The organism is Pedobacter psychroterrae, assembly GCF_004331695.1.
Lineage (GTDB): Bacteria > Bacteroidota > Bacteroidia > Sphingobacteriales > Sphingobacteriaceae > Pedobacter > Pedobacter psychroterrae.
The window spans coordinates 970,463-992,760 of record NZ_SJSL01000002.1; the positions used below are offsets into that span (position 1 = coordinate 970,463).

Annotated in this window: 18 protein-coding genes and 1 pseudogene; 12 read left to right on the forward strand and 7 right to left on the reverse strand. The window is 41.3% G+C overall.

The window, feature by feature from the left end; translation table 11 throughout:
- The first annotated feature begins 18 nt into the window (after window positions 1–18).
- From EZ437_RS12560 to EZ437_RS21740, 3 genes are read left to right on the forward strand one after another with little or no spacing between them, the layout of a single operon-like run.
- Window positions 19–2,847, forward strand: a complete 2,829-nt coding sequence (locus tag EZ437_RS12560) for a SusC/RagA family TonB-linked outer membrane protein (RefSeq protein ID WP_131596358.1) — start codon at window positions 19–21, stop codon at window positions 2,845–2,847.
- Between the two features lie 44 nt (window positions 2,848–2,891).
- Complete coding sequence (locus EZ437_RS12565) at window positions 2,892–4,604, forward strand: RagB/SusD family nutrient uptake outer membrane protein (protein ID WP_131596359.1); 1,713 nt, start codon at window positions 2,892–2,894, stop codon at window positions 4,602–4,604.
- A 25-nt stretch (window positions 4,605–4,629) separates the two neighbouring features.
- Entirely contained in the window at window positions 4,630–5,430 is an 801-nt protein-coding gene (locus EZ437_RS21740; RefSeq protein WP_205942693.1) for a PKD domain-containing protein, read from the forward strand.
- A 93-nt stretch (window positions 5,431–5,523) separates the two neighbouring features.
- Here the strand turns inward: EZ437_RS21740 and EZ437_RS21600 are convergent, their stop codons facing one another.
- From EZ437_RS21600 to EZ437_RS12590, 4 genes and pseudogenes are all read right to left on the reverse strand, one after another.
- On the reverse strand, window positions 5,524–5,805 hold the full coding sequence (locus tag EZ437_RS21600) for a hypothetical protein (RefSeq protein ID WP_165500399.1): 282 nt from the start codon (window positions 5,803–5,805) through the stop codon (window positions 5,524–5,526).
- A gap of 237 nt (window positions 5,806–6,042) precedes the next feature.
- Window positions 6,043–6,384 (reverse strand): phytoene desaturase family protein, encoded by a 342-nt coding sequence (locus EZ437_RS12580; RefSeq protein WP_131596361.1) that lies wholly within the window; start codon window positions 6,382–6,384, stop codon window positions 6,043–6,045.
- Window positions 6,385–6,417: 33 nt separating this feature from the next.
- A pseudogene (gene uraH, locus EZ437_RS22070) lies at window positions 6,418–6,828 on the reverse strand (hydroxyisourate hydrolase).
- 7 nt (window positions 6,829–6,835) lie between these two features.
- Window positions 6,836–7,507 (reverse strand): MarR family winged helix-turn-helix transcriptional regulator, encoded by a 672-nt coding sequence (locus EZ437_RS12590; protein ID WP_131596362.1) that lies wholly within the window; start codon window positions 7,505–7,507, stop codon window positions 6,836–6,838.
- 195 nt (window positions 7,508–7,702) lie between these two features.
- Between EZ437_RS12590 and folE the strand changes: the two genes are divergently transcribed.
- Genes folE through EZ437_RS12615 form a run of 5 tightly spaced genes read left to right on the forward strand, consistent with a single transcriptional unit; the run spans window position 7,703 to window position 11,518 of the window.
- The gene (folE, locus tag EZ437_RS12595) at window positions 7,703–8,365 is read left to right on the forward strand and encodes a GTP cyclohydrolase I FolE (protein ID WP_131596363.1); all 663 of its coding nucleotides are present in this window, start codon (window positions 7,703–7,705) and stop codon (window positions 8,363–8,365) included.
- Window positions 8,362–9,081: an SDR family NAD(P)-dependent oxidoreductase gene (locus EZ437_RS12600; RefSeq protein WP_225869569.1), complete on the forward strand. Its 720-nt coding sequence runs from the start codon at window positions 8,362–8,364 to the stop codon at window positions 9,079–9,081. Before folE ends, EZ437_RS12600 begins: the two co-directional genes overlap by 4 nt.
- Before the next feature lie 34 nt (window positions 9,082–9,115).
- Window positions 9,116–9,721 carry a flavin reductase family protein gene (locus tag EZ437_RS12605; protein WP_225869570.1) on the forward strand — a complete coding sequence of 202 codons (606 nt, stop codon included), beginning with the start codon at window positions 9,116–9,118 and terminating at the stop codon, window positions 9,719–9,721.
- Complete coding sequence (locus tag EZ437_RS12610) at window positions 9,722–10,027, forward strand: FAD-dependent oxidoreductase (protein WP_131596365.1); 306 nt, start codon at window positions 9,722–9,724, stop codon at window positions 10,025–10,027.
- Window positions 10,028–10,081: 54 nt separating this feature from the next.
- Window positions 10,082–11,518, forward strand: coding sequence for an SDR family oxidoreductase (locus EZ437_RS12615; RefSeq protein ID WP_131596366.1), 1,437 nt, complete (start codon window positions 10,082–10,084; stop codon window positions 11,516–11,518).
- A 312-nt stretch (window positions 11,519–11,830) separates the two neighbouring features.
- On the opposite strand, the gene EZ437_RS21605 is transcribed toward EZ437_RS12615, so the two are convergent.
- Entirely contained in the window at window positions 11,831–12,058 is a 228-nt protein-coding gene (locus EZ437_RS21605; protein ID WP_165500400.1) for a hypothetical protein, read from the reverse strand.
- A gap of 49 nt (window positions 12,059–12,107) precedes the next feature.
- A complete protein-coding gene (locus tag EZ437_RS12620) occupies window positions 12,108–12,665 on the reverse strand; it encodes a PAS domain-containing protein (protein ID WP_165500401.1) in 558 nt (185 codons plus the stop codon).
- A gap of 317 nt (window positions 12,666–12,982) precedes the next feature.
- Here EZ437_RS12620 and EZ437_RS12625 point away from each other — a divergent pair, with 317 nt between their 5' ends.
- The 4 genes from EZ437_RS12625 (at window position 12,983) to EZ437_RS12640 (ending at window position 18,220) form a co-directional block, all read left to right on the forward strand.
- A complete protein-coding gene (locus EZ437_RS12625) occupies window positions 12,983–14,380 on the forward strand; it encodes an aminopeptidase P family protein (protein WP_131596368.1) in 1,398 nt (465 codons plus the stop codon).
- Window positions 14,381–14,485: 105 nt separating this feature from the next.
- Window positions 14,486–16,276, forward strand: a complete 1,791-nt coding sequence (locus tag EZ437_RS12630; protein WP_131596369.1) for a DUF885 family protein — start codon at window positions 14,486–14,488, stop codon at window positions 16,274–16,276.
- A 3-nt stretch (window positions 16,277–16,279) separates the two neighbouring features.
- Window positions 16,280–17,719 (forward strand): APC family permease, encoded by a 1,440-nt coding sequence (locus EZ437_RS12635; RefSeq protein ID WP_131596370.1) that lies wholly within the window; start codon window positions 16,280–16,282, stop codon window positions 17,717–17,719.
- 93 nt (window positions 17,720–17,812) lie between these two features.
- Entirely contained in the window at window positions 17,813–18,220 is a 408-nt protein-coding gene (locus EZ437_RS12640; RefSeq protein ID WP_131596371.1) for a hypothetical protein, read from the forward strand.
- A gap of 7 nt (window positions 18,221–18,227) precedes the next feature.
- Here the strand turns inward: EZ437_RS12640 and EZ437_RS12645 are convergent, their stop codons facing one another.
- Window positions 18,228–22,025 carry a TIM-barrel domain-containing protein gene (locus EZ437_RS12645; RefSeq protein ID WP_205942695.1) on the reverse strand — a complete coding sequence of 1,266 codons (3,798 nt, stop codon included), beginning with the start codon at window positions 22,023–22,025 and terminating at the stop codon, window positions 18,228–18,230.
- Window positions 22,026–22,298: the final 273 nt, after the last annotated feature.

A 22,298-nucleotide genomic window follows, 5' to 3' on the forward strand; every position in this document is an offset into this window, starting at 1 on the left:
TACCTAAACAATTTGTAAATGAAACTTAAGCCAACATTATATATTTTATCTACCCTCGCATTGGTAACGGTTGCAAATCCGCTCATAGCGCAGCAGAAAGACACCGTTACCACTAAAACTGAAGTAATAAGTTTTAAAACTGCCGCCAGACCCATTGGTTATGGTTTTCAACCAAAGAATTATACAACGGGAGCGATATCTTCCGTACATGGAGAAGAATTTAGAGATGCCTTTAATATCAGAATAGGGAATGCGCTCCTAGGAAGGCTTCCTGGATTAACGATTAGACAGAACGGATTTGAACCTGGTGCAAGTAGTACTTCTCTAACGATTAGGGGGACCAATACCTATGGGTTTAGTAATGCTCCGCTGGTAATGTTAGACGGATTTATGTCGGACTTTGACCAGCTAGTGCCCGAAGAAATTGAGGATATCTCTATTTTAAAAGATGCCAGTGCAACTGCGGTTTATGGATTACGAGCAGCAAATGGCGTGGTATTAGTCACCACGAAAATAGGTAAAATTCAACCCTTGGCTATCAATTTTAGCACCCAATATGGTTTTCAAAATCCGGTGTCTACCCCGCGTTTTTTAGATTCATATAGTTATGCCTTTCTTTTAAACGAGGCCAGGCGAAACGACGGCCTAGGCGAGTTATATACTAGCAGCGATCTCCAGACCTTTTCCAGTAAATCAGATCCTATCAATTTTGCAAACGTGGATTGGTACAATGAGGTGTTTAGGAATGCAGCCCCACAGTCAAATACAAACCTTAATTTTAAAGGGGGTACATCCATAGTTCGCTATTTTGCCTCCTTGAATGCACTGGTATCGGATGGCTTATATAAGAATTTTGGAGATGATAATGAAGAAAGTAGCAATTCTAAATACAGTCGCCTTAATTTCAGGTCCAATATCGATATTTCGCTAAACAAGAACCTTTCGGCACAATTGAACTTAGGAGCAGGGGTCGAAGACAAAAAGAATCCAGGAGAATTAACGACCATCAATACGATAAATCTATTGGATCGGATCACGCCAAATTCTTTTCCAGTACGCTTGGCCAATGGTTCGTTGGCGGGAAATAACCTTTTAAGTAATCCGGTTGGTGATCTACTGAGTACCGGTTTTTCGACCTCCAATAGTACCACTTTGCAGGCATCCTTTAGGCTCAATCAAGTATTAGATATGATCACTCCGGGGTTGAAAGCAAGTGCCGCAATTTCCTTCAATAGTTTTTTTTCGGGCCTATCCAATAAAAGAAAAACCTATGCACGCTTCTCTACCGGAACTACTTCAACTCAATTCGGACAAAATACGAGCTTAGTGGGTACAGAAGGCGTACAGAGCCAATTGTCAAACAACGCTGTGCAAGCCTTATTAACGTATAATCGTGTTTTCGGCAAACACGATGTTTCTGCAATGACTGTTTTTAATTCTGATTATTTTCTCATTAATAAGGCTTATCCTGGAACAAACGCCGCCGGTAATGATATTCCCTATAAAACAAACGGCGTATCTACAAGAGTTACCTATGTAAATAACGAGAAGTATATTGTCGAATTTTCAGGCGCATATCAAGGAAGCAATGCTTTTGCCAAGGGCAAGCGTTATGGTTTTACTCCAGCAGGGTCTGTCGGCTGGATCATTTCTAAGGAAAATTTTTTAAAGGACAGTAAGGTTATCGAATTTTTAAAGCTAAGAGGTTCTTATGGTTTTGTGGGGAATGAAAATATAGGTGGATTAAGATTCGGATATGCACAAAGATATCCATTTGTTGATGGTTATATTTTTACCGGAACCTCGAAACTAGGTGCAATAACAGAAGGTCAAAGGGCAAATCCAAATCTTACTTGGGAAAAGGAAAAGAAATCGAATATTGGGTTTGAAATGAACTTTGCTAATGGCTTTGGGCTAGCCATGGACGTATTCCAAAACAACAGGTTTGATATCTTGGATAGACCAAATACCACAATCCCAGCCATACTGGGCTACAATGGTTTACCAGAGACTAATTTAGGCAAAGTTAAAAACAAGGGACTAGAGGCGCTCTTGTCTTACCATAGCAACGAAGCAAAAAAACTGCGATTTAATTTTAACGCTCAAGCCTCTTATAACGAAAACGAAATCGTGTTTAACGATGAGCTTACCCAAATAAATAAAGCAAGGATAACAACGGGTATGCCGATAGGGTATGGATTTGGATTGGAAGCAATTGGCTTCTTTACTGATGCGGATGTGAATAATAATGCCATTGCCCGCCCAATTGGCTTGATCATCAAACCCGGTGATATCAAATACCGAGATATTGGTGGTCCTTTAGGCGTACCTGATGGTATCATCGACGATAATGATAGTACGCCTATTGGTAACTATAATTTACCTGATTGGACATTCTCCTTACAAACAGGTGTGAGCTATAAAGCGGTAGATTTAAATCTTATATTTCAAGGGGTAACTGGAATAAACTTAAATCTAAGTGGAAACAGGTATTATGCTTTTCAGAATAATGGTAAGGTCTCAGAAATCGCGCTAAACAGATGGACACCAGAAACGGCTGCTACGGCAACCTATCCAAGGCTCTCTTCATCCGATAATACCAATAACTTCAATCGTTTTTCTTCTTTTTGGAGAAGAGATGCTAGCTATATTAAATTGAGAAGTGCAGAAATCGGGTATACCATCCCGGCGAGTGCATTGAAAAAATTACGCTTGCAAAAAACCCGATTATTTATTAATGGCACTAACTTATTCTCGTTAGATCATTTAGAAGAAGCAGACGTAGAGGCTTTAGGCGGTTATCCGGCTTTACGAACGGTTTCACTCGGACTTAACTTACATTTTTAGTTAACTGGATCACTGAACATATACTATTATTAAAAAATACGATAATGAAGATCAAAAATACCAACTATATATTTCTTATTGTGCTGCTGATATGCGGTTCGTGCCAAAAATTGGATCGAGAGTTAGATACTGATTTGACTAAAGATCAATTAGAAACCACCTTTAATAGCTTGCAAAGCCTGTTAACGGGTGTTTATTCGACCCTCCCATATGGTCTAACCCAATTGGATAGGGCAACGATGGCATCGGCCACAGACGAAGCGGAATTTACCAATGAGATAAATCGCGTTCAACTTATTAATCAAGGTGCTTGGACGGCAACTAATAATCCAGCGGACGTTTGGGGTGCATTTTACCAAGGAATTCGAAGAGCCAATCTATTCTTAGAAACAGCAGATCCAGCAAAGGTAAACTTAGATATATTTAAGGGAACTGCGAATTATCAAATTCGGATTGATGAAATAAAACGCTGGGAATTTGAAGCTCGGTTTTTGAGGGCATTTTATTATTTCGAGTTAACCAAACGCTATGGAGGGGTTCCAATAATCACCGATTTAGTAGACGAAAATGATGTTGCTAACCTTAAAAGAAGCACATTAGAAGAGTGTATAAAATTTATTGTTGACGAGTGTGATGTGGCTGCTGCCGGCTTGCCAGTCTCATCGGGTGCTTATGCAACGGTTGAACAAGGCCGGGCTACAAAAGCGGCCGCATTGGCCTTAAAGTCTAGAGTGCTGTTGTATGCCGCTAGCGATTTGTTTAATAATGCTTCCTGGGCTGCTGCCTATGCTCAACCGCAACTCATTTCGTTGCCAGCTGGCGATCGTGAACTCAGATGGAAGGCAGCAGCCGACGCAGCAAAAGCCGTTATCGACTTGCAAGCCGTTCCCGTACTCAATGTTAATACTAATTACCGAACATTATTTACCACCCCCTATGCTACAGGAGTTATTTTTGCCAGGAGAACCGAAGCAAATAACGAGTTTGAACTTGCTAATTTTTCAGTAGGGTTCGATCGCGGGCAAGGAGGGATTACGCCAAGCCAAAATCTTGTGGATGATTATGAAATCAGAATTGGCACCACATGGGTCGATTTTGATTGGAATGATGCGACCCATCGTGCAGCTCCCTATGCCAATAGAGATCCAAGACTAGCCTTAACCGTGGTTACCAATGGGTCCTCTTTTCAATCAAGAGCCGTCCCAATCCAAACCTTTCCAGGCGGTGTTGATGGAGCGCCTAAGCCAAACGCAACTAAAACAGGCTACTATTTACGGAAGTATGTAAATGAATCGACTAATTTAACTACTGGTGTCGGAAACGCGGTACACAGTTGGATCTACTTTCGTATCGAAGAAATTTTCTTAAACTACGCAGAGGCACTAAACGAATATGCACCTGGAAATGCTAATATAAAGGTGTATTACGATCGAGTGAGAACCAGAGCGGGTGTTGGTCTATCGGGCTTAAGTACAGCAGAAACTCAGACAAAGGTGAGAGACCGAATTCGTCGTGAACGAAGAATTGAGTTTGCTTTTGAAGATCATAGAGCTTGGGATACCCGTAGGTGGATGACCGCTACAACGGTATTGAATACTCCGTTAAGGGGTATAAACGTTGCTAATACGAGTCCTGCTCCAACGTATACCCCTTTTGATTTGGAAGCTAGAGCATTTACCCCAAAAATGTACTTGTTTCCTATTCCACTCAACGAATTAAATATTGCCAAAGGCTTGGTTCAAAATCCACTTTGGTAGGTACAATTTATTAATTAGAATGAAAATGATGAAGATATTTAGAGTTATACCGATGTTAACAGCCATCGCTGTGCTGCTTTTCTCCTGTGAAAAAGAAGAGCGTATTGTTGATGCAAACTACCTCCCGCAACAAGTTTATTTGCCAGCAGCTAATCCAAGTAATGCCCCAACTGGTGTTTACTTTGTAAATTCGGTTGCCGTTCCTGGTCAAACATTTCGATACGTTGTCGATCTTCCAAACAATAAATTTACCATCCCATTAGCCGTTTACCGTTCGGGTGTAGATAGGAAGGGAACCGTTACCGCTAACCTAACGGTGAACTCAGATACAGTTTCGAAACTGTTACAGGTGCAAGGAAAGTTCCCAGCTGGTACCGAGGCATTACCTTCAGATAAATTTGCGTTAACACCCACAGTTTTCATTGGCGATGGAGCAGATATATCTACCTTTTCTTTACAGGTAGACCTCAATCATTTAAGAGCAAATCTGGCAAAAAAATTTGTAATTGCGGTAAAAATCTCAACTAGCTCGGTAGGCATAGGCAAATTGAGTGATGCAGTTATTTTAATTGATCCTGCTTTTCTAAGCCCAACCGCAAACTTCACAACAACAACAACAAGCGGCAAAATTCTCAACGTTTCAAATACCTCATTAAATGCCGTTTCATACGCTTGGAATTATGGCGACGGAACCCCTGTTTCCACAAAAAAGGATGATCCGCATACCTACGCGGCCGCAGGTACTTATGATGTAACACTAACCGCTTTCGGCCCTTTAGGAGACGCAAATAAGTCGGTGAAAACGATTTCTGTGTTAATTAATTAAATCGACTTAAAAATAAGCTGTCGTATGTTAGAAAGGAGGCAATTCATTAAAATGTGTCTATAGCTGGAAGTAGTCTGTTACTTGGGCCATCTATTATGCAGCCAATAGCTTTTTTACCGGCTCGCCAAATGATAAGGTAGTTTTAGGCATCATGGGAGTCAATAGTCGAGGAGATTTTTTGGCTAAGGATTTCGCAAAATTACCCAATATGGAGATCGCGTACGTCTGTGATCCAGACACAAAAGTATTAGCCAGGACCATCGCTTCGATAGAGATGGCTACTGGTAAAAACCACAGGGATTTGCCGATGTAAGAAAAATGTTGGAAAGGAAAGATTTCGATGGCATGGCTATCGCGGCACCCGATCATTGGCATGCACCTGCGGCAATTATGGCATTACATGTAGGCAAGAGCGTATAAGTAGAAAAGCCTTGCAGTCATAATCCAAGAGAAGGGGAAATACTTGTAGAAGCGAGTTTAAAATATAAAGGACTTGTTCAGATGGGTAGCCAAAGTCGGAGTTTCGATAACGTGAAAGAGATGATCAAAAAGCTTCATACTGGCGCCATTGGTAGAGTATATTGTGCCAGAGGATGGTACACAAATACGAGATTATCTATTGGGAGAGGTACATTCCGGACCTGTAAGCAGTCCATCCTCAAAAACCATCTCAAACTGGGGGCTAAGGGAAGTAAGATCATAAAAGTCACTCGCTTTATGACCAAAATCGAGGAAGAAATTATCAATAATATCTGGCAGCCAATACCAGCTTGGGCCCATATCAAATACATAGCCATTTTCTGTTGCAAACTGTCTGGCTCTTCGTCCGCGTTGAGGATGCTTTTCATAAACATGCACTTCATTACCAGCTTGCGCGGCATAAGCTGTCGCCGAAAGACCGGAGATTCCTGCACCAATGGTAGCTATCGTCTTTTTTGAATCTGATATGTGCATAAAGGTGTATTAGCGATTGTCGAATTCAGCTTCTTAGTTTCCCCTATAGGTAGAATAACCATAAGGACTCAAGGTGATCGGTACATGACAATGCTGATCATCTTTTATTTCAAAAACCACTTCAATGAAAGGATAAAAAGAATTCTGTTTTAAGCTTTTGAAATAGGGTTCAATAAAATACGTCAATTTAAAAATCGATTTATTTTCTTTCATAAGGTAAAAAGTTTAGTATGCATCCTTCTGATTTGTTTTACTTTCGGCGATAAATTTCCATATGACATCAGCAGTTTGTTTTTCTAGCCTGATCAGCACGCCGGAAGCAGGCAGTCCCGGGGATATGTCAAGTATGTGACTAGAGAATTGAAATTTTTGATTCTGAGCAATACCAGAAAGTGTAAAAAAGCCAACTAAAATAACTAAAAGTGAAAGTTTTTTAAACGTAATTTATATTTTAATTATTTTTTAATAAAAAATCATTGTAAGCAACATGGATAAGCTGATCTGGTTCTATATTTTTAGCATATATAGCTTGATGAAAGCGATCCAATTTCTGAAGTATTTTAATCAATTGTGTTTTTTCAGCATCACTAAGGTTTCCGGTAACAATTTGACTGGCTTGCTTTATTTTCCCCATAATTTCTTCCAGTGCTTCAATTCCCTTAGCTGTAATAGAAATGATTTTACTCCTTTTATCTGCTGAAGAATCGCTTTGTTGTATCCAGCCTTGACCAATCAGTCGGTTGATAATTTGCATACCTACAGGTTTTTCTTGGATGTTCTTTTTAATCAACTCTGTTTTTGTCATTGATCCAAAGGCTTTTAGGTTAATTAAATATATAAAATCTTCTTGAGTGCTGAATGCCGAATCGTGTATGGCGGATTTGGAGTAGGTTTTTGCATATCTGTTAAGGTGAACAATTAAGGTGCTGATTTCGCTCTCCGGAATCCTGCCATTTTCCTTTCCTTCCCAATCGAGCTCATTGTATAAATGGTCTGTTTTTCTCTCATTATCATAAATCCAACTTTTAAACCCTGTCAGATCTTTTGTATGAGATTTGGAATCCACCATAGTGTCAAATTTTTCAATAAGGTCGATAACTTGTTTAATGAGCTGATAGTTCATGATAAAAAATAAATTTATTTTAGTTTACAAATATACTATAATATCAAATTATAGTATTATTAAAAACTAAATAATACATTTGTGTACTAATTTTTTGTTTTTTAGTATATAATTGTATTAATATTTAATTGCGTTAAAATTTGCAATATCAAGTTGCAACAGACTTCAATACCACATACCAAACTATGATTTTCAATGAATAATAATAACAATATCCAAATAACAACTGACTTTGAAGCCGCTGTACATGCGTCTTTCTTCGATACACCAATGCGGGTTGATGCATTTGAATTAGATGACGATACTAAAATCGAATTGATACAAAAGCACTTTGCTGCTATCATGCACACACTCGGTCTTGATCTGAGCGATGATAGCCTAAAGGATACTCCGAAAAGGGTAGCAAAAATGTACGTCAAAGAAATATTCAGGGGGCTTAATCCGGAAAATAAACCGGTTGTAACATTGTTTAAAAATCCATTTAGCTACAACCAGATGTTGGTGGAGAGAAACATAAGTGTTTACAGCAATTGTGAGCATCATTTTGTTCCTATCGTTGGTAAAGCACATGTAGCTTATTTTAGCAACGGGCAAGTCATCGGTTTGTCTAAATTGAACCGGATTGTACAGTATTGCTCACAACGGCCGCAAATACAAGAAAGACTCACTAAGCAGATCGCCGACATGATAAAAGAATCGTTGGGAACAGAAGACGTTGCAGTTATTGTTGATGCGCATCACCACTGTGTATCCAGCCGTGGGATAAGGGATACCGGTAGCAGTACATTAACAGCCGAATATTGTGGCCGTTTTTTGGATCCTGATGTAAAAAATGATTTTTTAAGACATATAGGATGATGAACTTTGAGGGAAAAAATGTATTGGTGGTCGGTGGGAGTTCTGGTATAGGGCTTTCGCTGGTCAGGTTACTGGTTATAAATGGCGCAACTGTTTATAACATATCCAGAACTAAGAATGTCAGTTGGCCTGAAGGTATTATGCACTTGTCCCTAGATGTTCTTGGAGATGTTAGGGCTATAGCAGACTTTCTTCCTGAGCAATTACATGGTTTGGTGTATTCGGTGGGTAGCATTAACCTGAAGCCATTTGCCCGGTTAACCGAGGAAGATTTTCTAAACGACTACAGGATTAATGTATTGGGTGCGGCTAAGGTTATTTATCAGGCCATCAAATCGCTTAAAGCAGCGCAAAGCGCATCATTAGTGCTCATCAGTTCAGCGGCCTCACGCTCAGGTATGAGTTTCCATGCCAGCGTAGCTGCTGCAAAGGGGGCTGTAGAGGGCATGGCGTTATCACTTGCTGCCGAACTGGCGCCTATAGGTATAAGGGTAAATGTGATAGCGCCCTCCCTTACCGATACCCCATTAGCACAAAAAATTTTGAGTACCACCGAGCGAAGGGAAGCTGCTGGTAAACGGCATCCTCTGGGGAGGTATGGTTTGCCGGAAGATATTAGTTCGGCGATAGCTTTTCTGTTGGCCGATGAATCGAGCTGGATGACTGGTCAGGTTATCGGTATAGATGGTGGTTTGGTTAAATTAAAGATAAATTAAGATGATAGAAATCAAAAGTAGTCACATTTCTGAAATGGAGAATCACTATAGGATCAGCCTGATCAATAGTTTGGTTGGCTATAAATCGCTAAATTTATTGGGTACCATTAGTAATGATGGCGTTACTAATCTGAGTTTAATTAGTTCGGCTTTTCATTTGGGGGCGAATCCTCCACTTTTAGGCATGGTAATCAGACCTGAACGTGGACATAACGATACCCTTAGCAACATTAAGTCAACTGGCCAATATACTTTAAATAATGTATTGCCCCAATGGTATAAGCAGGCGCATCAAACCAGTGCAAGCTATCCCTCTGGTGTATCGGAATTTGATTGCTGTGGGTTTAAAAAATATTACGTGCCTGGCTTTAAGGCACCTTTTGTGTTTCAATCTACAGTTCGCATTGGCTTGGAACTCGTAGAGATCATCGACATTGAAATGAATGGTACAACCATCGTGATTGGCGAAATTGTTCAAATATTAGCTAATGATTTCCTGATTGAAGAAGATGGCAATCTGGATCATGTCAAGGCTGGAACAATGACCGTTTCTGGTTTGGATAGTTACTTTCTTCCCGAGATTGTCGGCCGGTTAGAATATGCGAAACCAGGAAAAGAACCTCAAGAATTAATAAGGTAAATGCATGAAGATAAGGATGCGGATGTGATTATCATTGGCGCGGGATTAGCCGGCCTTACCGCTGCCAAAGTTTTAAAGACAGCAGGTAAATCGATTAAGATATTGGAAGCCTCCGATAAGGTAGGTGGGCGGATTAAAACAGACGAAGTAAATGGGTTTTTACTTGACAGGGGATTCCAAGTTTTGCTTACTGCTTACCCGGAAGCAAAACGTTTTTTAGACTATACGGCACTTGATCTTTGCAGATTTGATCCTGGCGCACTGATTTTATCCAAAACTGGTATAAGTAGTGTTGGCGATCTATAATTAAAATAGTTAGATCCAATTGGGATGGATACAAATATCACTATATTTAAGTATATGAGAATATTGTTAACAGGCGCTACAGGTTACATCGCTCAGCGATTGCTGCCTGTTTTACTTGAAAATGGGCACCAAGTGATTTGTTGCGTTCGGGATAAAAGCCGATTTGATAAAAGTAAATATGCCGGGTTTGATTTAGAAGTTGTTGAGGTGGATTTCCTGAACAAGGACAGTCTTGACCATGTACCTACAGCTATTGATGTAGCCTATTACCTCATGCATTCCATGTCAGCAACAAAGGGTGATTTTTCTGAAGCTGAGCTGTCGACAGCAAATAATTTTAAAAGCATCATAGAACGCAGCTCTACAAAACAAGTTATCTTTTTAAGTGGAATTGTGAATAGTGCACATTTGTCGAAACATTTAAATTCACGCCTGAGTGTTGAGGAGGCCTTGCAATCGCATAAGTATGCCTTAACTACTTTACGGGCGGGGATTATTGTAGGTTCGGGAAGTGCCAGTTTTGAAATTATCAGAGACCTTGTAGAGAAACTCCCTGTAATGATTGCACCTAAGTGGATCAATACACGTTGTCAGCCTATAGGTATTCGCGATGTACTTCATTTTCTTGAAGGTGTGCTGATGCAGGATTATGCTTTCAACAAAGCATATGATATCGGCGGGCCCGAGGTGATCACTTACAAGGCGATGCTCTTGCGTTTCGCTAAAGTGAGGGGATTGAAGCGATGGATTTTTTCCATACCCGTAATGACACCAAAGCTTTCTTCCTATTGGCTATATTTTGTGACCTCAGTTTCTTACCCTTTGGCTGGCAGTCTGGTGGAGAGTATGAAGGTTGATGTGGTGGCAAAGCCAAACGATCTGCAAGAAAGATTAAACATTAAGCCCGTTACCTATGAGCAGTCGATCGAATTAGCTTTTGATAAAATAGAACAAAACCAAGTCATCTCAAGCTGGAAGGATGCGATGAATGGATATGTTTATCCTGATCGGTTTAAAAAACTCATTGAAGTTCCTCAGGAAGGCTGCTTTAAAGATGTGCGATCAATGAAGGTAGATGATCCGGAACACGTATTGAACAATGTTTGGGCCATAGGTGGCGAAAAGGGCTGGTATTATGCAAATTGGCTTTGGGGTATTCGGGGCTTCCTGGATAAGTTATTTGGCGGAGTAGGATTGCAAAGGGGGAGAACAAATTCCAATACACTATCGACGGGAAGTGTAATTGATTTCTGGAGAGTAATTCTTGCGGATAAAAAGGATAGGCGGTTATTGTTGTATGCAGAGATGAAGTTGCCTGGTGAAGCTTGGCTTGAATTTAAAATAGATAAGGAAAATAGGTTTATACAAACGGCTACTTTTCGACCTTTAGGTCTCAAAGGTAGGTTATATTGGTATGCAGTTTTGCCTTTTCATGCTTTTATTTTTAAAGGAATGATGAAGAATATTGTTGGTTATCATGTCTCTTCATAGGCTATTTATAGGATCAGGTAGCCTTGTTATTTATAAGCGTTTTATGTAAATTTGATATAGTTTTAAGGTCAACATTTAATGGGCAAAAAAAATCAAACATTTGATCAAGCTGAATTGGAACTTTTAAAAGAAGGGCTAAAACGCAGCTATAAAGAATGCTTTGAAATGGCTACTCGTTTGTATAAATACAACAGACCATGAGTAAGGCTTCTATATCCCATAAACCATTTATCAGCAAATAATTTGTGGATGTCTTTGATGAAGATATATTAAATTTTTGGAGAGCTCTTCAGGAATATAAGGTTAAGTATATCATGGTTGGTGGTTATGCTGGCAATTTACGTGGTTACTACTGATCGAATAACCGATTAGCATCCAGATCAGCCATGCGGCGATGACGGCAAAAAGCAGTGAGCCGGAAACCAGGCCGGACAAATCATATCCGCCACTTTTGCCACCGTCATGTAGAATCAAGCTTAGAAAGGAGAATGGAACGATCAAAAATGAGAGTTTCAAAATGAACTTGCTCGTGCTGGTCATCGCTTTATGATTATTTTAAATGGTGTTGCTGTTCGTGACGATAAACTGATTATTTATATATGGTTCTGATGACCGAATCGAGATCTGAAGCGCTCTGTACAATCATTTTTGCCGCATCATGTAAGTCTGCGGCATTCGTTGAATCTTGTATAATTCTTCCAAGCCCCAGAATGTTCGCTACATGTATTCTTATTGTATGGGAATTGTCTACTTTTGCCTGTTGGAGTTCGTCACTGATTTTTAGCAGTTCGGTAATATCATGTCCAATACAAAATATCCCTAAAGGGGTTCCCTGCTCATCGAACATGGCTTTGTATTCCCACTTGGTAACAATATATCCGCCGTGCCCATCATTTTTCCTTAATGTTGCAGGAAATACGGATTCCGGATACATGAATGCCATCTGTGAAACGATTTTACAGGTGTTTTGGTCATCAGGGTGAATGGTTACTGCATAATGCTTGCCTACAAGATTACCATGAATGGGCTGGAAAATGTCTCCGTATCGCTTATTCAGATAGCTATAGTTCGAATGCATATCTACAGCGATCAGATAGTAGGTTCCTGATTCCCCGAGCAGGGTTTTTATTTCATCGAATTGTTTCATAATTTCACAGACGAGGTCTTTTATTCTATGCATGAATTGTGCCAGTGATGCGATATGATGATGATTTCCGTCTGCCGGGAGGTTGTCACTGTACTCACTCTCGCTAAATTAGATGATAAAAAAGCAAACATCGAAAATTCTCTTTTTAAGATCAGGAATTCCGGTTCGAGTTGATGACCGTCGTCACTAAAACTGTCCGGGTAACATAGTGCATTTATTTGCCGATATGAGCAATTTTTTAGCAATTGTATTCTTTGTGTTAGATAAAACAATCCATTTTAACATATTTGTTTAATACATCAAACCAATCCTTAGCTATGTTTAATTCTACAGTTTATGTTCAGAGAAGGGCAGTGCTCCGTAAAAAGTTCCATACGGGTATTTTATTGTTTATGGGCAATGGTGAAAGTCCGATGAATTATGCCCATAATCCTTATCATTTCCGGCAGGATAGCAGCTTTCTCTATTATTTTGGTGTCAATGATCCCGATCTGATCGCAATTGTCGATCTTGATGAAGATCGTGATATGGTGTTTGGTGCGGAAATGTCCATTGACGACCTGGTATGGATGGGCCGGCAGGAATCGCTGCAAGGTAAATGTGCAAAGGCGGGAATAACGCAGCTTGCTCTTCCGGAAAAACTTGTGGGATATCTGAGGCAAGCAAAACTGAAAGGGAGGGAAATTCATTTTCTTCCACCTTACCGCGCAGAAAACAAAATTACACTTTCGCGATTGCTCGACCTGAATGTACACCAGGTTGCGGATTTTTTCTCTACGGATTTAGTTAGGGCCGTGGCAGCACAGCGGTCGGTTAAAGCTGTCGAAGAAATAGCCGAGCTAGACAAAGCAGCATCTATTTCTGCCGATATTCAACTGATGGTGATGCAAAGCACTAAACCTGGGATGTACGAGCGTGAAATTGCCGCAGAAATTCATGCGGCGGCCCTGCGATCTGGTGGAAACCTGGCCTATCCCGTAATCCTAACTGTAAACGGAGAAATCCTGCACAACTATTATCGCGGAAATATCCTTGAGGAAGGTAAGCTTGTCCTGAATGATTCTGGAGTGGAAACCGCCATGGGTTATGCGGGCGACCTAACCAGGACTTTTCCTGTATCCAAGACATTTACTGCTGATCAAAAGGAGGTTTATGATATTGTCCTCAATGCTTATCGCCATGCATCAAGCATGCTTACTCCCGGTGTGCGCTACCTGGACATTCACCTGGAATCCTGTAAGCAGCTAGTGCTCGGACTCAAAGATATGGGGTTAATGAAAGGAGATGCAGAGGATGCCGTTGCTGCGGGTGCCCATACTCTGTTTTTTCAATGCGGCACAGGACATATGATGGGACTGGATGTGCATGACATGGAAGATCTTGGTGAACAATATGTAGGCTATACCGACACTTTAAAAAAGAATACCACCAAGTTTGGACTAAAATCCCTGCGTATGGGAAAAGCACTTGAGGCCGGTTATGTGATGACCGTCGAACCTGGAATATATTTTAATAAAGAATTATTGGACCGTTACCATTTAGCAGGCAGTTTTTCCGAATTTATCAATTATGAAGCAGTAGAAAAGTTTCGCGATTTCGGAGGCATACGAATAGAAGATGACTTCCTGGTTTTAGAAACCGGTGCGAGAATGCTAGGTAAACACCTGGCCATCACCACAGCAGAAATAGAACAAATCAGGGCAGATTCCTATTAACGAAGTTCAGCGCACCATATTAGGTGCAATTCCGGGTTAAATTGGTTAATATCAGATCATAATTAAGTTTCGTCTTGCTTTAACTTTGAAAGCAAGGATATACTTATGAAAAGATATTTTTACCATTTACTACTCATGTGTTCATTACCAGTCGGCAGTATTGCGCAGCAAAAGATCAATCCACTGCTATACGAGCAGACCAGCGAAATGGGGACCACCATCGTTTGTTACCAGCAAGACCTGAAAGCGGTAAGGGATTTTTATTCGCCCTACCACAACAGGGGCTTCTATCCTGAAATCCGCTACGTCTACCATTCTCCCGAACAACGAAGCCGTCTGATCGAACTGAATACCAACTGCCTGAAAAAAATGCAGCAAATGGACTTCAACAGCTTTAGTGTATACGGTAAAGTGGATTATCTCCTGTTAAGTAAGGAGATCCAAGCCGATCTGGTACGTCTGGAGCAGGAGCAAAAGGAAGATGCTTCCATTGCCATCTACCTTCCTTTTGCGGCGGACATTTATGCGATGGAGAAGGAGCGGAGAAGGGGAAATACCATCGATGCGCCAGTCATGGCTGCGAGGATCAATGTCACCTTGAAAAAGGTGAGGACGACTTTAGCCACGCTGAAAAAGAACGCAAAGCCCACAAAAGAACAAACGGGGGTCCTGCTTGCCGCAATAGAAGGACTCAAAAGTAGGTTGAGCGGGTTCTTTAATTTTTATCAGGGTTATGATCCTGCTTTCAGCTGGTGGATTCCGAAACCTTATGAAGCCTTGGATAAAGCCCTTGATGAATTCGCCTTGTCGCTGAGCATGAAACCTGAAAATGAAACTGTTGTGAAAACTGATGCTGCAAAAGATACAGACTACGGCATCAAAGGAACGCCAATTGGCCAGCAGGCCCTTCTGGCACAGCTTAAGGCAGAATTCATCCCTTATGCACCTGAAGATCTGGTCAAAATCGCGGAAAAGGAGTTTGCGTTCTGCGACAGTGAGCTGCTGAAAGCCTCCTCAGAGATGGGTTTTGGAAATGACTGGAAAAAGGCGCAGGAAAAAGTGAAGCAAAGTTATGTCGCTCCGGGTAAACAGCCGGAACTGATTGTCAGACTGCAGAATGATGCGCTCGACTTTATCCGGAAAAACGACCTGATCCAGATCCCTGCATTGGCAGAGGAAACCTGGGGGATGGTCATGATGTCCGCCGAACGGCAACTGGTGAACCCTTTCTTTACAGGTGGTCGTGAAATCAGTATTTCCTATCCTACATCGACAATGAAAGAGGAAGATAAGCTGATGAGCATGCGGGGCAATAACCCTTACTTTTCACGTGGCACGGTGCAGCATGAATTGCTTCCCGGGCATCACCTGCAATATTATATGAACAGCCGCTACAAAAATTACCGTGAGCTTTTCACCACACCTTTTGGTGTGGAAGGCTGGACTTTATACTGGGAGTTGCTCCTGTATGACAAAGGCTTCGCGAAAACACCTGAAGAACGGATCGGAATGTTGTTCTGGCGTATGCACCGTTGTGCTAGGATCATCTTTTCCCTGAACTACCACCTGGGGAAATGGTCGCCCGGACAATGTGTTGATTTTCTGGTCGACCGTGTAGGCCATGAGCCTGCAAATGCGGAAGGAGAGGTGCGCAGATCTTTTGAAGGTGGTTATAGTCCTTTGTATCAGATCGCCTATATGATCGGTGGACTGCAGTTGATGGCGATGAAAAACGAGCTGGTGGATCAGGGGAAAATGAGCTACAATGAGTTCCATGAAAGGGTGATGAAAGAAAACCTGATCCCGATGGAGCTCGTCCGTGCTACGCTCACCGAACAACAATTGCCGCGAGATTTTAAGACCCAATGGAAATTTTATGATTTTAACAAAAAGTAATTTATGAAATCAGAGCCTACGGAATTTAAGCCTTCATTACGACTAATTGACGCAACTATGCTGGTGGCAGGGAGTATGATCGGGTCGGGGATATTTATTGTGAGTGCGGATATAACCAGTTATGTGGGAAGTGCTGGCTGGCTGATCATGGTGTGGTTGATTACCGGATTTATGACACTCACTGCTGCGCTGAGCTATGGAGAGCTGAGTTCGATGTTTCCTAAAGCTGGCGGGCAGTACGTATACCTGAAAGAAGCCTACAATCCGCTGGTCAGCTTTTTGTATGGATGGAGTTTTTTTACCGTAATCCAGACTGCGACCATTGCTGCAGTAGGTGTTGCCTTTGCCAAATTTACCGCTTACCTGATACCGCAGTTCAGTGAAGACTTAGTGGCGATCGACCTGGGTTTTTTCAAGATCTCCCCTGCGCAGCTGCTTGCGATCCTGGTCATCGTACTCCTTACTTATATCAACAGCAGGGGAGTAAAAAGCGGTAAGGCCATTCAAACTGTTTTTACGCTAGCAAAATTGCTCAGTCTGTTCGGCCTGATTGTCTTTGGTCTGATTTACCTGGATAAGGATATCTGGAATAGCAACTGGACAAATGCATGGGACCTGAAACCCATTACTGGGCCGTCGGGTTCAGATTCCTTTCATTATACGTTCATAGCTGCATTGGGCGCCATCGCAGCGGCAATGGTAGGTTCCATCTTTAGCAGTGATTCCTGGCACAACGTGACCTTTGTAGCCGGTGAAATCAAGAACCCGAAGCGTAATGTGGGGCTGAGCCTTGCGCTGGGAACAATCATCGTCACCATACTCTATATCCTTACCAACATCATGTATACCAGCGTGCTCTCCCTGCAGGATATCGCCCATGCGGAAAAGCAGCGTGTAGCGGTAACAGCCTCCCATGTCATTTTTGGCCCCTCAGGTACCATAGTCATCGCCCTCATGATTATGGTTTCTACTTTTGGTTGCAACAATGGCCTGATCATGGCCGGAGCCAGAGTTTATTACTCTATGGCCAGAGATGGACTGTTTTTCAGTAAGGTCAGTACGCTAAATAAACATGCCGTACCAGGATTCGGATTGTGGATCCAATGCATTTTCGCCTCCCTGTGGTGCTTAAGTGGGAAGTATGGAGATCTGCTCGATATGATCTCTTTTGTCGTGGTCATGTTTTATATACTCACCATTGCGGGGATTTTTATCCTGCGGAAATCCCGGCCCGATGTAGACCGTCCCTATAAAGCGTTCGGCTATCCGGTACTGCCGATCCTTTACATCATTATGGGACTGGCATTTTGTATCCTGCTAATTATTTATAAACCTAAGTTTACCTGGCCGGGACTATTGATCACACTGGCGGGAATTCCAGTGTATTACCTGATTACCAAAACGAAAAAGAAGGAAGATTTAACAAACAACAGAAGTACGTAAACATCATCACAGGCAGGACAAGGTGATATGGCAGTATTTTCGCAAAAGTTAAGGAATAGTTGAGTAAGAAATTTAATGTAGCTTTGTCTTTTTATGAAAAATAAGGGGATTAAGGTTTTTATTGGTGTACTAACCTTTGGGTTGATAATCTGGATGTTGAAGGGCACCTTTTTTCAGCCATCGGCGGATGACCTGAAGGCAGGAATTACAGAGGTTGGCAAATACAGAAATGAAAACAATACCGGCCCTGTGCAATATGTTTTTATTGCCACTGTCAAAGATTCTATATGGAAGGACCTGGAAACCTATGGCAATTATAAGCCTCATCATAAAGGAGGTACTACTAAGATTTACTTTTTTATGGAAGGATCGGCCAGGCCGGTAAAGCTATTCCCTGGAAAAGTAAATTTCAACCCGTCATACAACACCGCTTGCATTGCGCTTTATGAAAAAAGCGCAGTGGGCAACGTAAGTCTGACAAGATATCCTTTTAAAAACTAAAGTATTGCTAGAAGCGAACTGAATGTAGCTGCTTGTCAATTAAATAACCGTCAAGGAGCTGAAGATCGAATTTCAGTTTCCGTTTTGCCTTCAGCTTCAATATAAACAGTTCAGAGCCGCCATTTAACGACGCTTTGTTTCCAATGTTTACAAAGGTAGCATACAGGGCTTTGGTGCCATTCGTATGCAGCCTGTCATAAGTCAGGTTGTCCATTTGCTTAGTGCCAACGGTCTGTACACCTGTAAATTCGTAATCCTGTGGGTTATATGGCAAGGCAAAACTTAATGCATTTACAGCGCTGAGGTTTAAGCCTTTTACTTTAACCTCGATGATCTCATCCTTGTTGTAATTTTGTTTTGAGGTACTTATCTGAAGCTTACCAGCTACCTTATCCATTTTTCTATTATCTACCCCGCCTTCAAGCTGAGTAGCCACCACAGAAATGTCGTAAGCATCGATCAGGTTATTTTTATTGATGTCGCCCTTGCTGATATAGCCTTCAAAGTCGGCATCACCTTTTCGCAGTCCGGTATAGTTGGTATAGGATGTCAAATCATTCCTGTCTATCAAACGGTCATTGTTGATGTCGCCGGGAACAAAACTTTCTGTTCCCGGAACTTTGAACACATACAGCTCACGCCCTGATCCAAAACCTCCTACACCATCAGCAATGGCAATTTTGACATAACGGGCAGAAGGATGACCTGAGAAATTGAATATTTTAACCTCGTCGCTGTTGGCCCATTCAAAAGTACCTGCTGCTGTCCAGTTTTCTTTGTTGTCACTATAGAACACTTTACCTTTCAATATGATCCCGTTTCCACGTCCTGTACGTGGCAGGTAATGGAATTTATCCAGCTGATTGATTGATTTCAGGTCAATAATTATATCAAAAGGAATGGCATTAACACCCCATTTGGTATGCCACATGTTTCCTTCATCAAAATCAAACAATCTGCCGATACCAGATCCACCCTGATTTTCTACCGTTGTTTCGGCAAAGATTCCCTTAATGGCAAATTCCAATGGATTGGATTTAGTAATTGCTTTAAATATTGTCCAGTCAGAATAACCGTCCTTGTTTACCGCACGCAGTTTAAGTGAATAAGGTGTTTCTGCATTCAATCCGTCAAATAACAGGGTTGTGTCTTTGATGGTGGTGTAAAGCATATCATTAAATTCTATTTCGTAAAAATCAGCATGATTGAGTTTCGACCATGTAGGCATCAACGTATATGCCCCAGTATTTTCATCTGCAACCTCTGCATGGACCGGCGCGGTTAATTTTCCTGATGAAATACGCTGTTTATCTGCAGGCTCATATTTGAAGCCTTCTATTGTGACTATAACGGGATTTAAGGTAATGTCAGTTGCACCCAACTTTATCAAGAGCTGAGGATTTTTAACCAGTACAACTTTTTCAAATTCACTTCCTTTGGTGGCGAACTTGTTTAAGTTAGGTGTGGCATCGTAGAAATACACATTTTCTCTTTTCACAAATTCGGCCATCGAATTTACCTCAGTAAGTTTTACTTTGTTTTTTCCTACTCTGGCAGCCACCTTTGTAGGTTTTTCGGTCACATTTATTCTAAGTTCAGTAGCCTTTTCTTTTACAAAGCCATCAAAATCTCCCTTCGTAGGATGGATAGTTACAGTAACAGCATTCTTTTTATCAATTGCTGATTCTATTAAACTGGAGGCACCTTTTCCTGACTTGTATTGTTCTGTTGTTCCATCATCATCATATTCAGTAAATGAGCTTTTTCCAAAGGGATAGATTTCATAGATGCGAAGTGCTTTATTTATTTCGAGTACGTTATTGTTCGGGTTGGTCAAAGGAATAATCGCTCCATTCTTAACGAATACCGGCAATTTCCATATAGGTGCATCAAAATTGTTCAGGATGCTGTTTCCGGAATATTTTTCACCGGTAAAATAGTCAATCCAGGTTCCCTCCGGCAGGTAAATTCCATTACGGATATCATTGCCATTGCTATCTGATTGTGTAGCCTGATAGACTGGCGCTACTAAGAAATTTGGCCCGTACAAGAACTGATATTGGGTAGCCGTACCCATGGTATAGGCGTTTGGATATTCCAGGAACATTGCCCTGATCATTGGCAAGCCTGTTACTGCCTCTCTTGCAATGCTGTATGTGTACGGAGTCAGTTCAGATTTAAGCTTCAGATAATTTCGGTTAATAGAGGCGACAGGTTCACCAAGGGCATGAGGATATTTTTCGTTAGATCCCCATCCGTCCATGTTCAATTGCATCGGAGTAAAGGTTTTCCATTGAAAATCACGTATGTTTATTTCATTGTTTTTACCACCAAAGATGCCATCCATATCCGAAGTAATATTAGGCTGTCCGGATAAACCGGAACCAAGGTATGTTGGAATATGAAAACGAATATACTCCCAAACGCCTCCGGTCTGGTCGCCCGACCAGATACTTGCATGCCGTTGTGTACCGGCCCAGCCATCGAGTGAAATGATGAAAGGCCGGCTATTGTTTCCATAGTCGGACATGATTTTGGCCACATCGGTTACCCCGTTAAGTCCGAATGAATAGCCTGCACCTACCCATGCCACATCCGTTTTCAGTACGCGAACGCCGGCGTCTTTTACTTCTTTCAAGATATCCCGTTGCAGTAATGCGCTGATGCCTGGTTTTGGATGCAGGTCAGACTGTGTCCACAGTCCAATTTCCACACCATTTTTCCTGGCATAAACGCCCAGGCTTTTTAGATTTTGAATATTCCCGTCTAACGTTTCAGTTTGTCCGTAGCCTGCGCCATAGCCATCATTCGGAAGCAGCCATCCAAATGGCATGTCGTTTTTTTTATACCGGTCTATCACGGCGCGGGCGGAGAACTGATAATTATTTTTTTCACCGTTCAGTGATTCTTTAGTACCCCCATTTTCCTTTTGGCTTTCTTTATAACGTTTACCATCTTCAAACAAGGTCCCCTTTTCATCCGCTACCCAAAAATCCCGGTTGTAAGCATTTAAATGGCCCTGATAAAAGCCAAACTTAGGGAGCAATACAGGATTTCCGGTCAGTTGATAGAAGTCATTCAAAAGAGCCGGAGCGCCATTGCCAACCATAAAGAAGACATCAAGGTAATCTGTTTCATGCGATAATTTTACCAATCCTTTTTCCTTTGCCCCAAAGTCATACTTTCCTTTTTTGAAAGTGTGCCATAGGATACCATAGCCATTAGACGACCAGTAGTAGGGCGTAGGAGAGGCTACACCGCCATCAGTCCAGCTGTTTTGGTTCTCTATGGAAATCGATTTTCCTTTGTGAGAGAAACGTCCGTTCTGCACGCCACCGCCATAGAAATATTCTTGTGGATTTTCTTTCAATGTGATGGTTACTGCTTCTTTCTCAAACTTGATTGGAGTTGCCTCCTCCATAATGACAGCTTTAGTGGCGATATTAATAATTTTAAATAAGGTAGTATTCTTATCTATCTGAATGATGATCTTATCAGTTGATATAATGATGAGATTTGCCTCGTCGCTGAGGTTCAGTTTCGTAACTGCTTTTCTCGGATTTTCTACCAGGATTTTAGCTGCTGGTTTAGCTTCCGGATCTCTGATAACCCCAGCGGAGTTATCCTGAAAAAGCCTGAATATTTGATCGCTATAAAAGTCTACTGTTAATCGTTGATTGTTAGAAAGCAAAACCTCAATTACTGTTGGCCCCGTCATCTTTGCACTGATTACTTTCTGATCTTGTTGTGTTGTCTGTTGCGCTACAGTGGGTATTTGTATTGACCTTGCTGTTGTATAGGACATCAGTAAGGTAAAAATCAACGCAACTAATACTATGTTTTGAGATTTTGAATTGCAAAAGGGGTTCATCATATGTGTTTTAATTTATTTGCTTAAAAATCTATGACAGTAGATTTTTAGCAGGACCGAATAAAGTTATAAAATGTATTAAGATAACCCAGCCCTGGAACTGTGCCAATATCACACAAACGTTTGCAATCTGCAAAATGCATACGTTTTCAAGTCAGTAAGTCAATATAGTATTGGTAAATCATTACGTAGTATAGGGATTTGATG

Excerpts from the sequence above, each read along its gene's own strand:
- EZ437_RS12645 (WP_205942695.1), bottom strand. The coding sequence starts at position 22,025 with ATGTCCTATACAACAGCAAGGTCAATACAAATACCCACTGTAGCGCAA.
- EZ437_RS12630 (WP_131596369.1), top strand. The coding sequence starts at position 14,486 with ATGAAAAGATATTTTTACCATTTACTACTCATGTGTTCATTACCAGTC.
- EZ437_RS12580 (WP_131596361.1), bottom strand. The coding sequence starts at position 6,384 with ATGCACATATCAGATTCAAAAAAGACGATAGCTACCATTGGTGCAGGA.
- EZ437_RS12565 (WP_131596359.1), top strand. The coding sequence starts at position 2,892 with ATGAAGATCAAAAATACCAACTATATATTTCTTATTGTGCTGCTGATA.
- EZ437_RS12625 (WP_131596368.1), top strand. The coding sequence starts at position 12,983 with ATGTTTAATTCTACAGTTTATGTTCAGAGAAGGGCAGTGCTCCGTAAA.
- EZ437_RS12620 (WP_165500401.1), bottom strand. The coding sequence starts at position 12,665 with ATGAAACAATTCGATGAAATAAAAACCCTGCTCGGGGAATCAGGAACC.
- EZ437_RS12590 (WP_131596362.1), bottom strand. The coding sequence starts at position 7,507 with ATGAACTATCAGCTCATTAAACAAGTTATCGACCTTATTGAAAAATTT.
- EZ437_RS21605 (WP_165500400.1), bottom strand. The coding sequence starts at position 12,058 with ATGACCAGCACGAGCAAGTTCATTTTGAAACTCTCATTTTTGATCGTT.
- EZ437_RS12615 (WP_131596366.1), top strand. The coding sequence starts at position 10,082 with ATGAGAATATTGTTAACAGGCGCTACAGGTTACATCGCTCAGCGATTG.
- EZ437_RS12605 (WP_225869570.1), top strand. The coding sequence starts at position 9,116 with ATGGAGAATCACTATAGGATCAGCCTGATCAATAGTTTGGTTGGCTAT.
- EZ437_RS21600 (WP_165500399.1), bottom strand. The coding sequence starts at position 5,805 with ATGCCAATGATCGGGTGCCGCGATAGCCATGCCATCGAAATCTTTCCT.
- EZ437_RS12640 (WP_131596371.1), top strand. The coding sequence starts at position 17,813 with ATGAAAAATAAGGGGATTAAGGTTTTTATTGGTGTACTAACCTTTGGG.
- EZ437_RS12560 (WP_131596358.1), top strand. The coding sequence starts at position 19 with ATGAAACTTAAGCCAACATTATATATTTTATCTACCCTCGCATTGGTA.
- EZ437_RS21740 (WP_205942693.1), top strand. The coding sequence starts at position 4,630 with ATGATGAAGATATTTAGAGTTATACCGATGTTAACAGCCATCGCTGTG.
- EZ437_RS12610 (WP_131596365.1), top strand. The coding sequence starts at position 9,722 with ATGCATGAAGATAAGGATGCGGATGTGATTATCATTGGCGCGGGATTA.
- folE (WP_131596363.1), top strand. The coding sequence starts at position 7,703 with ATGAATAATAATAACAATATCCAAATAACAACTGACTTTGAAGCCGCT.
- EZ437_RS12600 (WP_225869569.1), top strand. The coding sequence starts at position 8,362 with ATGATGAACTTTGAGGGAAAAAATGTATTGGTGGTCGGTGGGAGTTCT.
- EZ437_RS12635 (WP_131596370.1), top strand. The coding sequence starts at position 16,280 with ATGAAATCAGAGCCTACGGAATTTAAGCCTTCATTACGACTAATTGAC.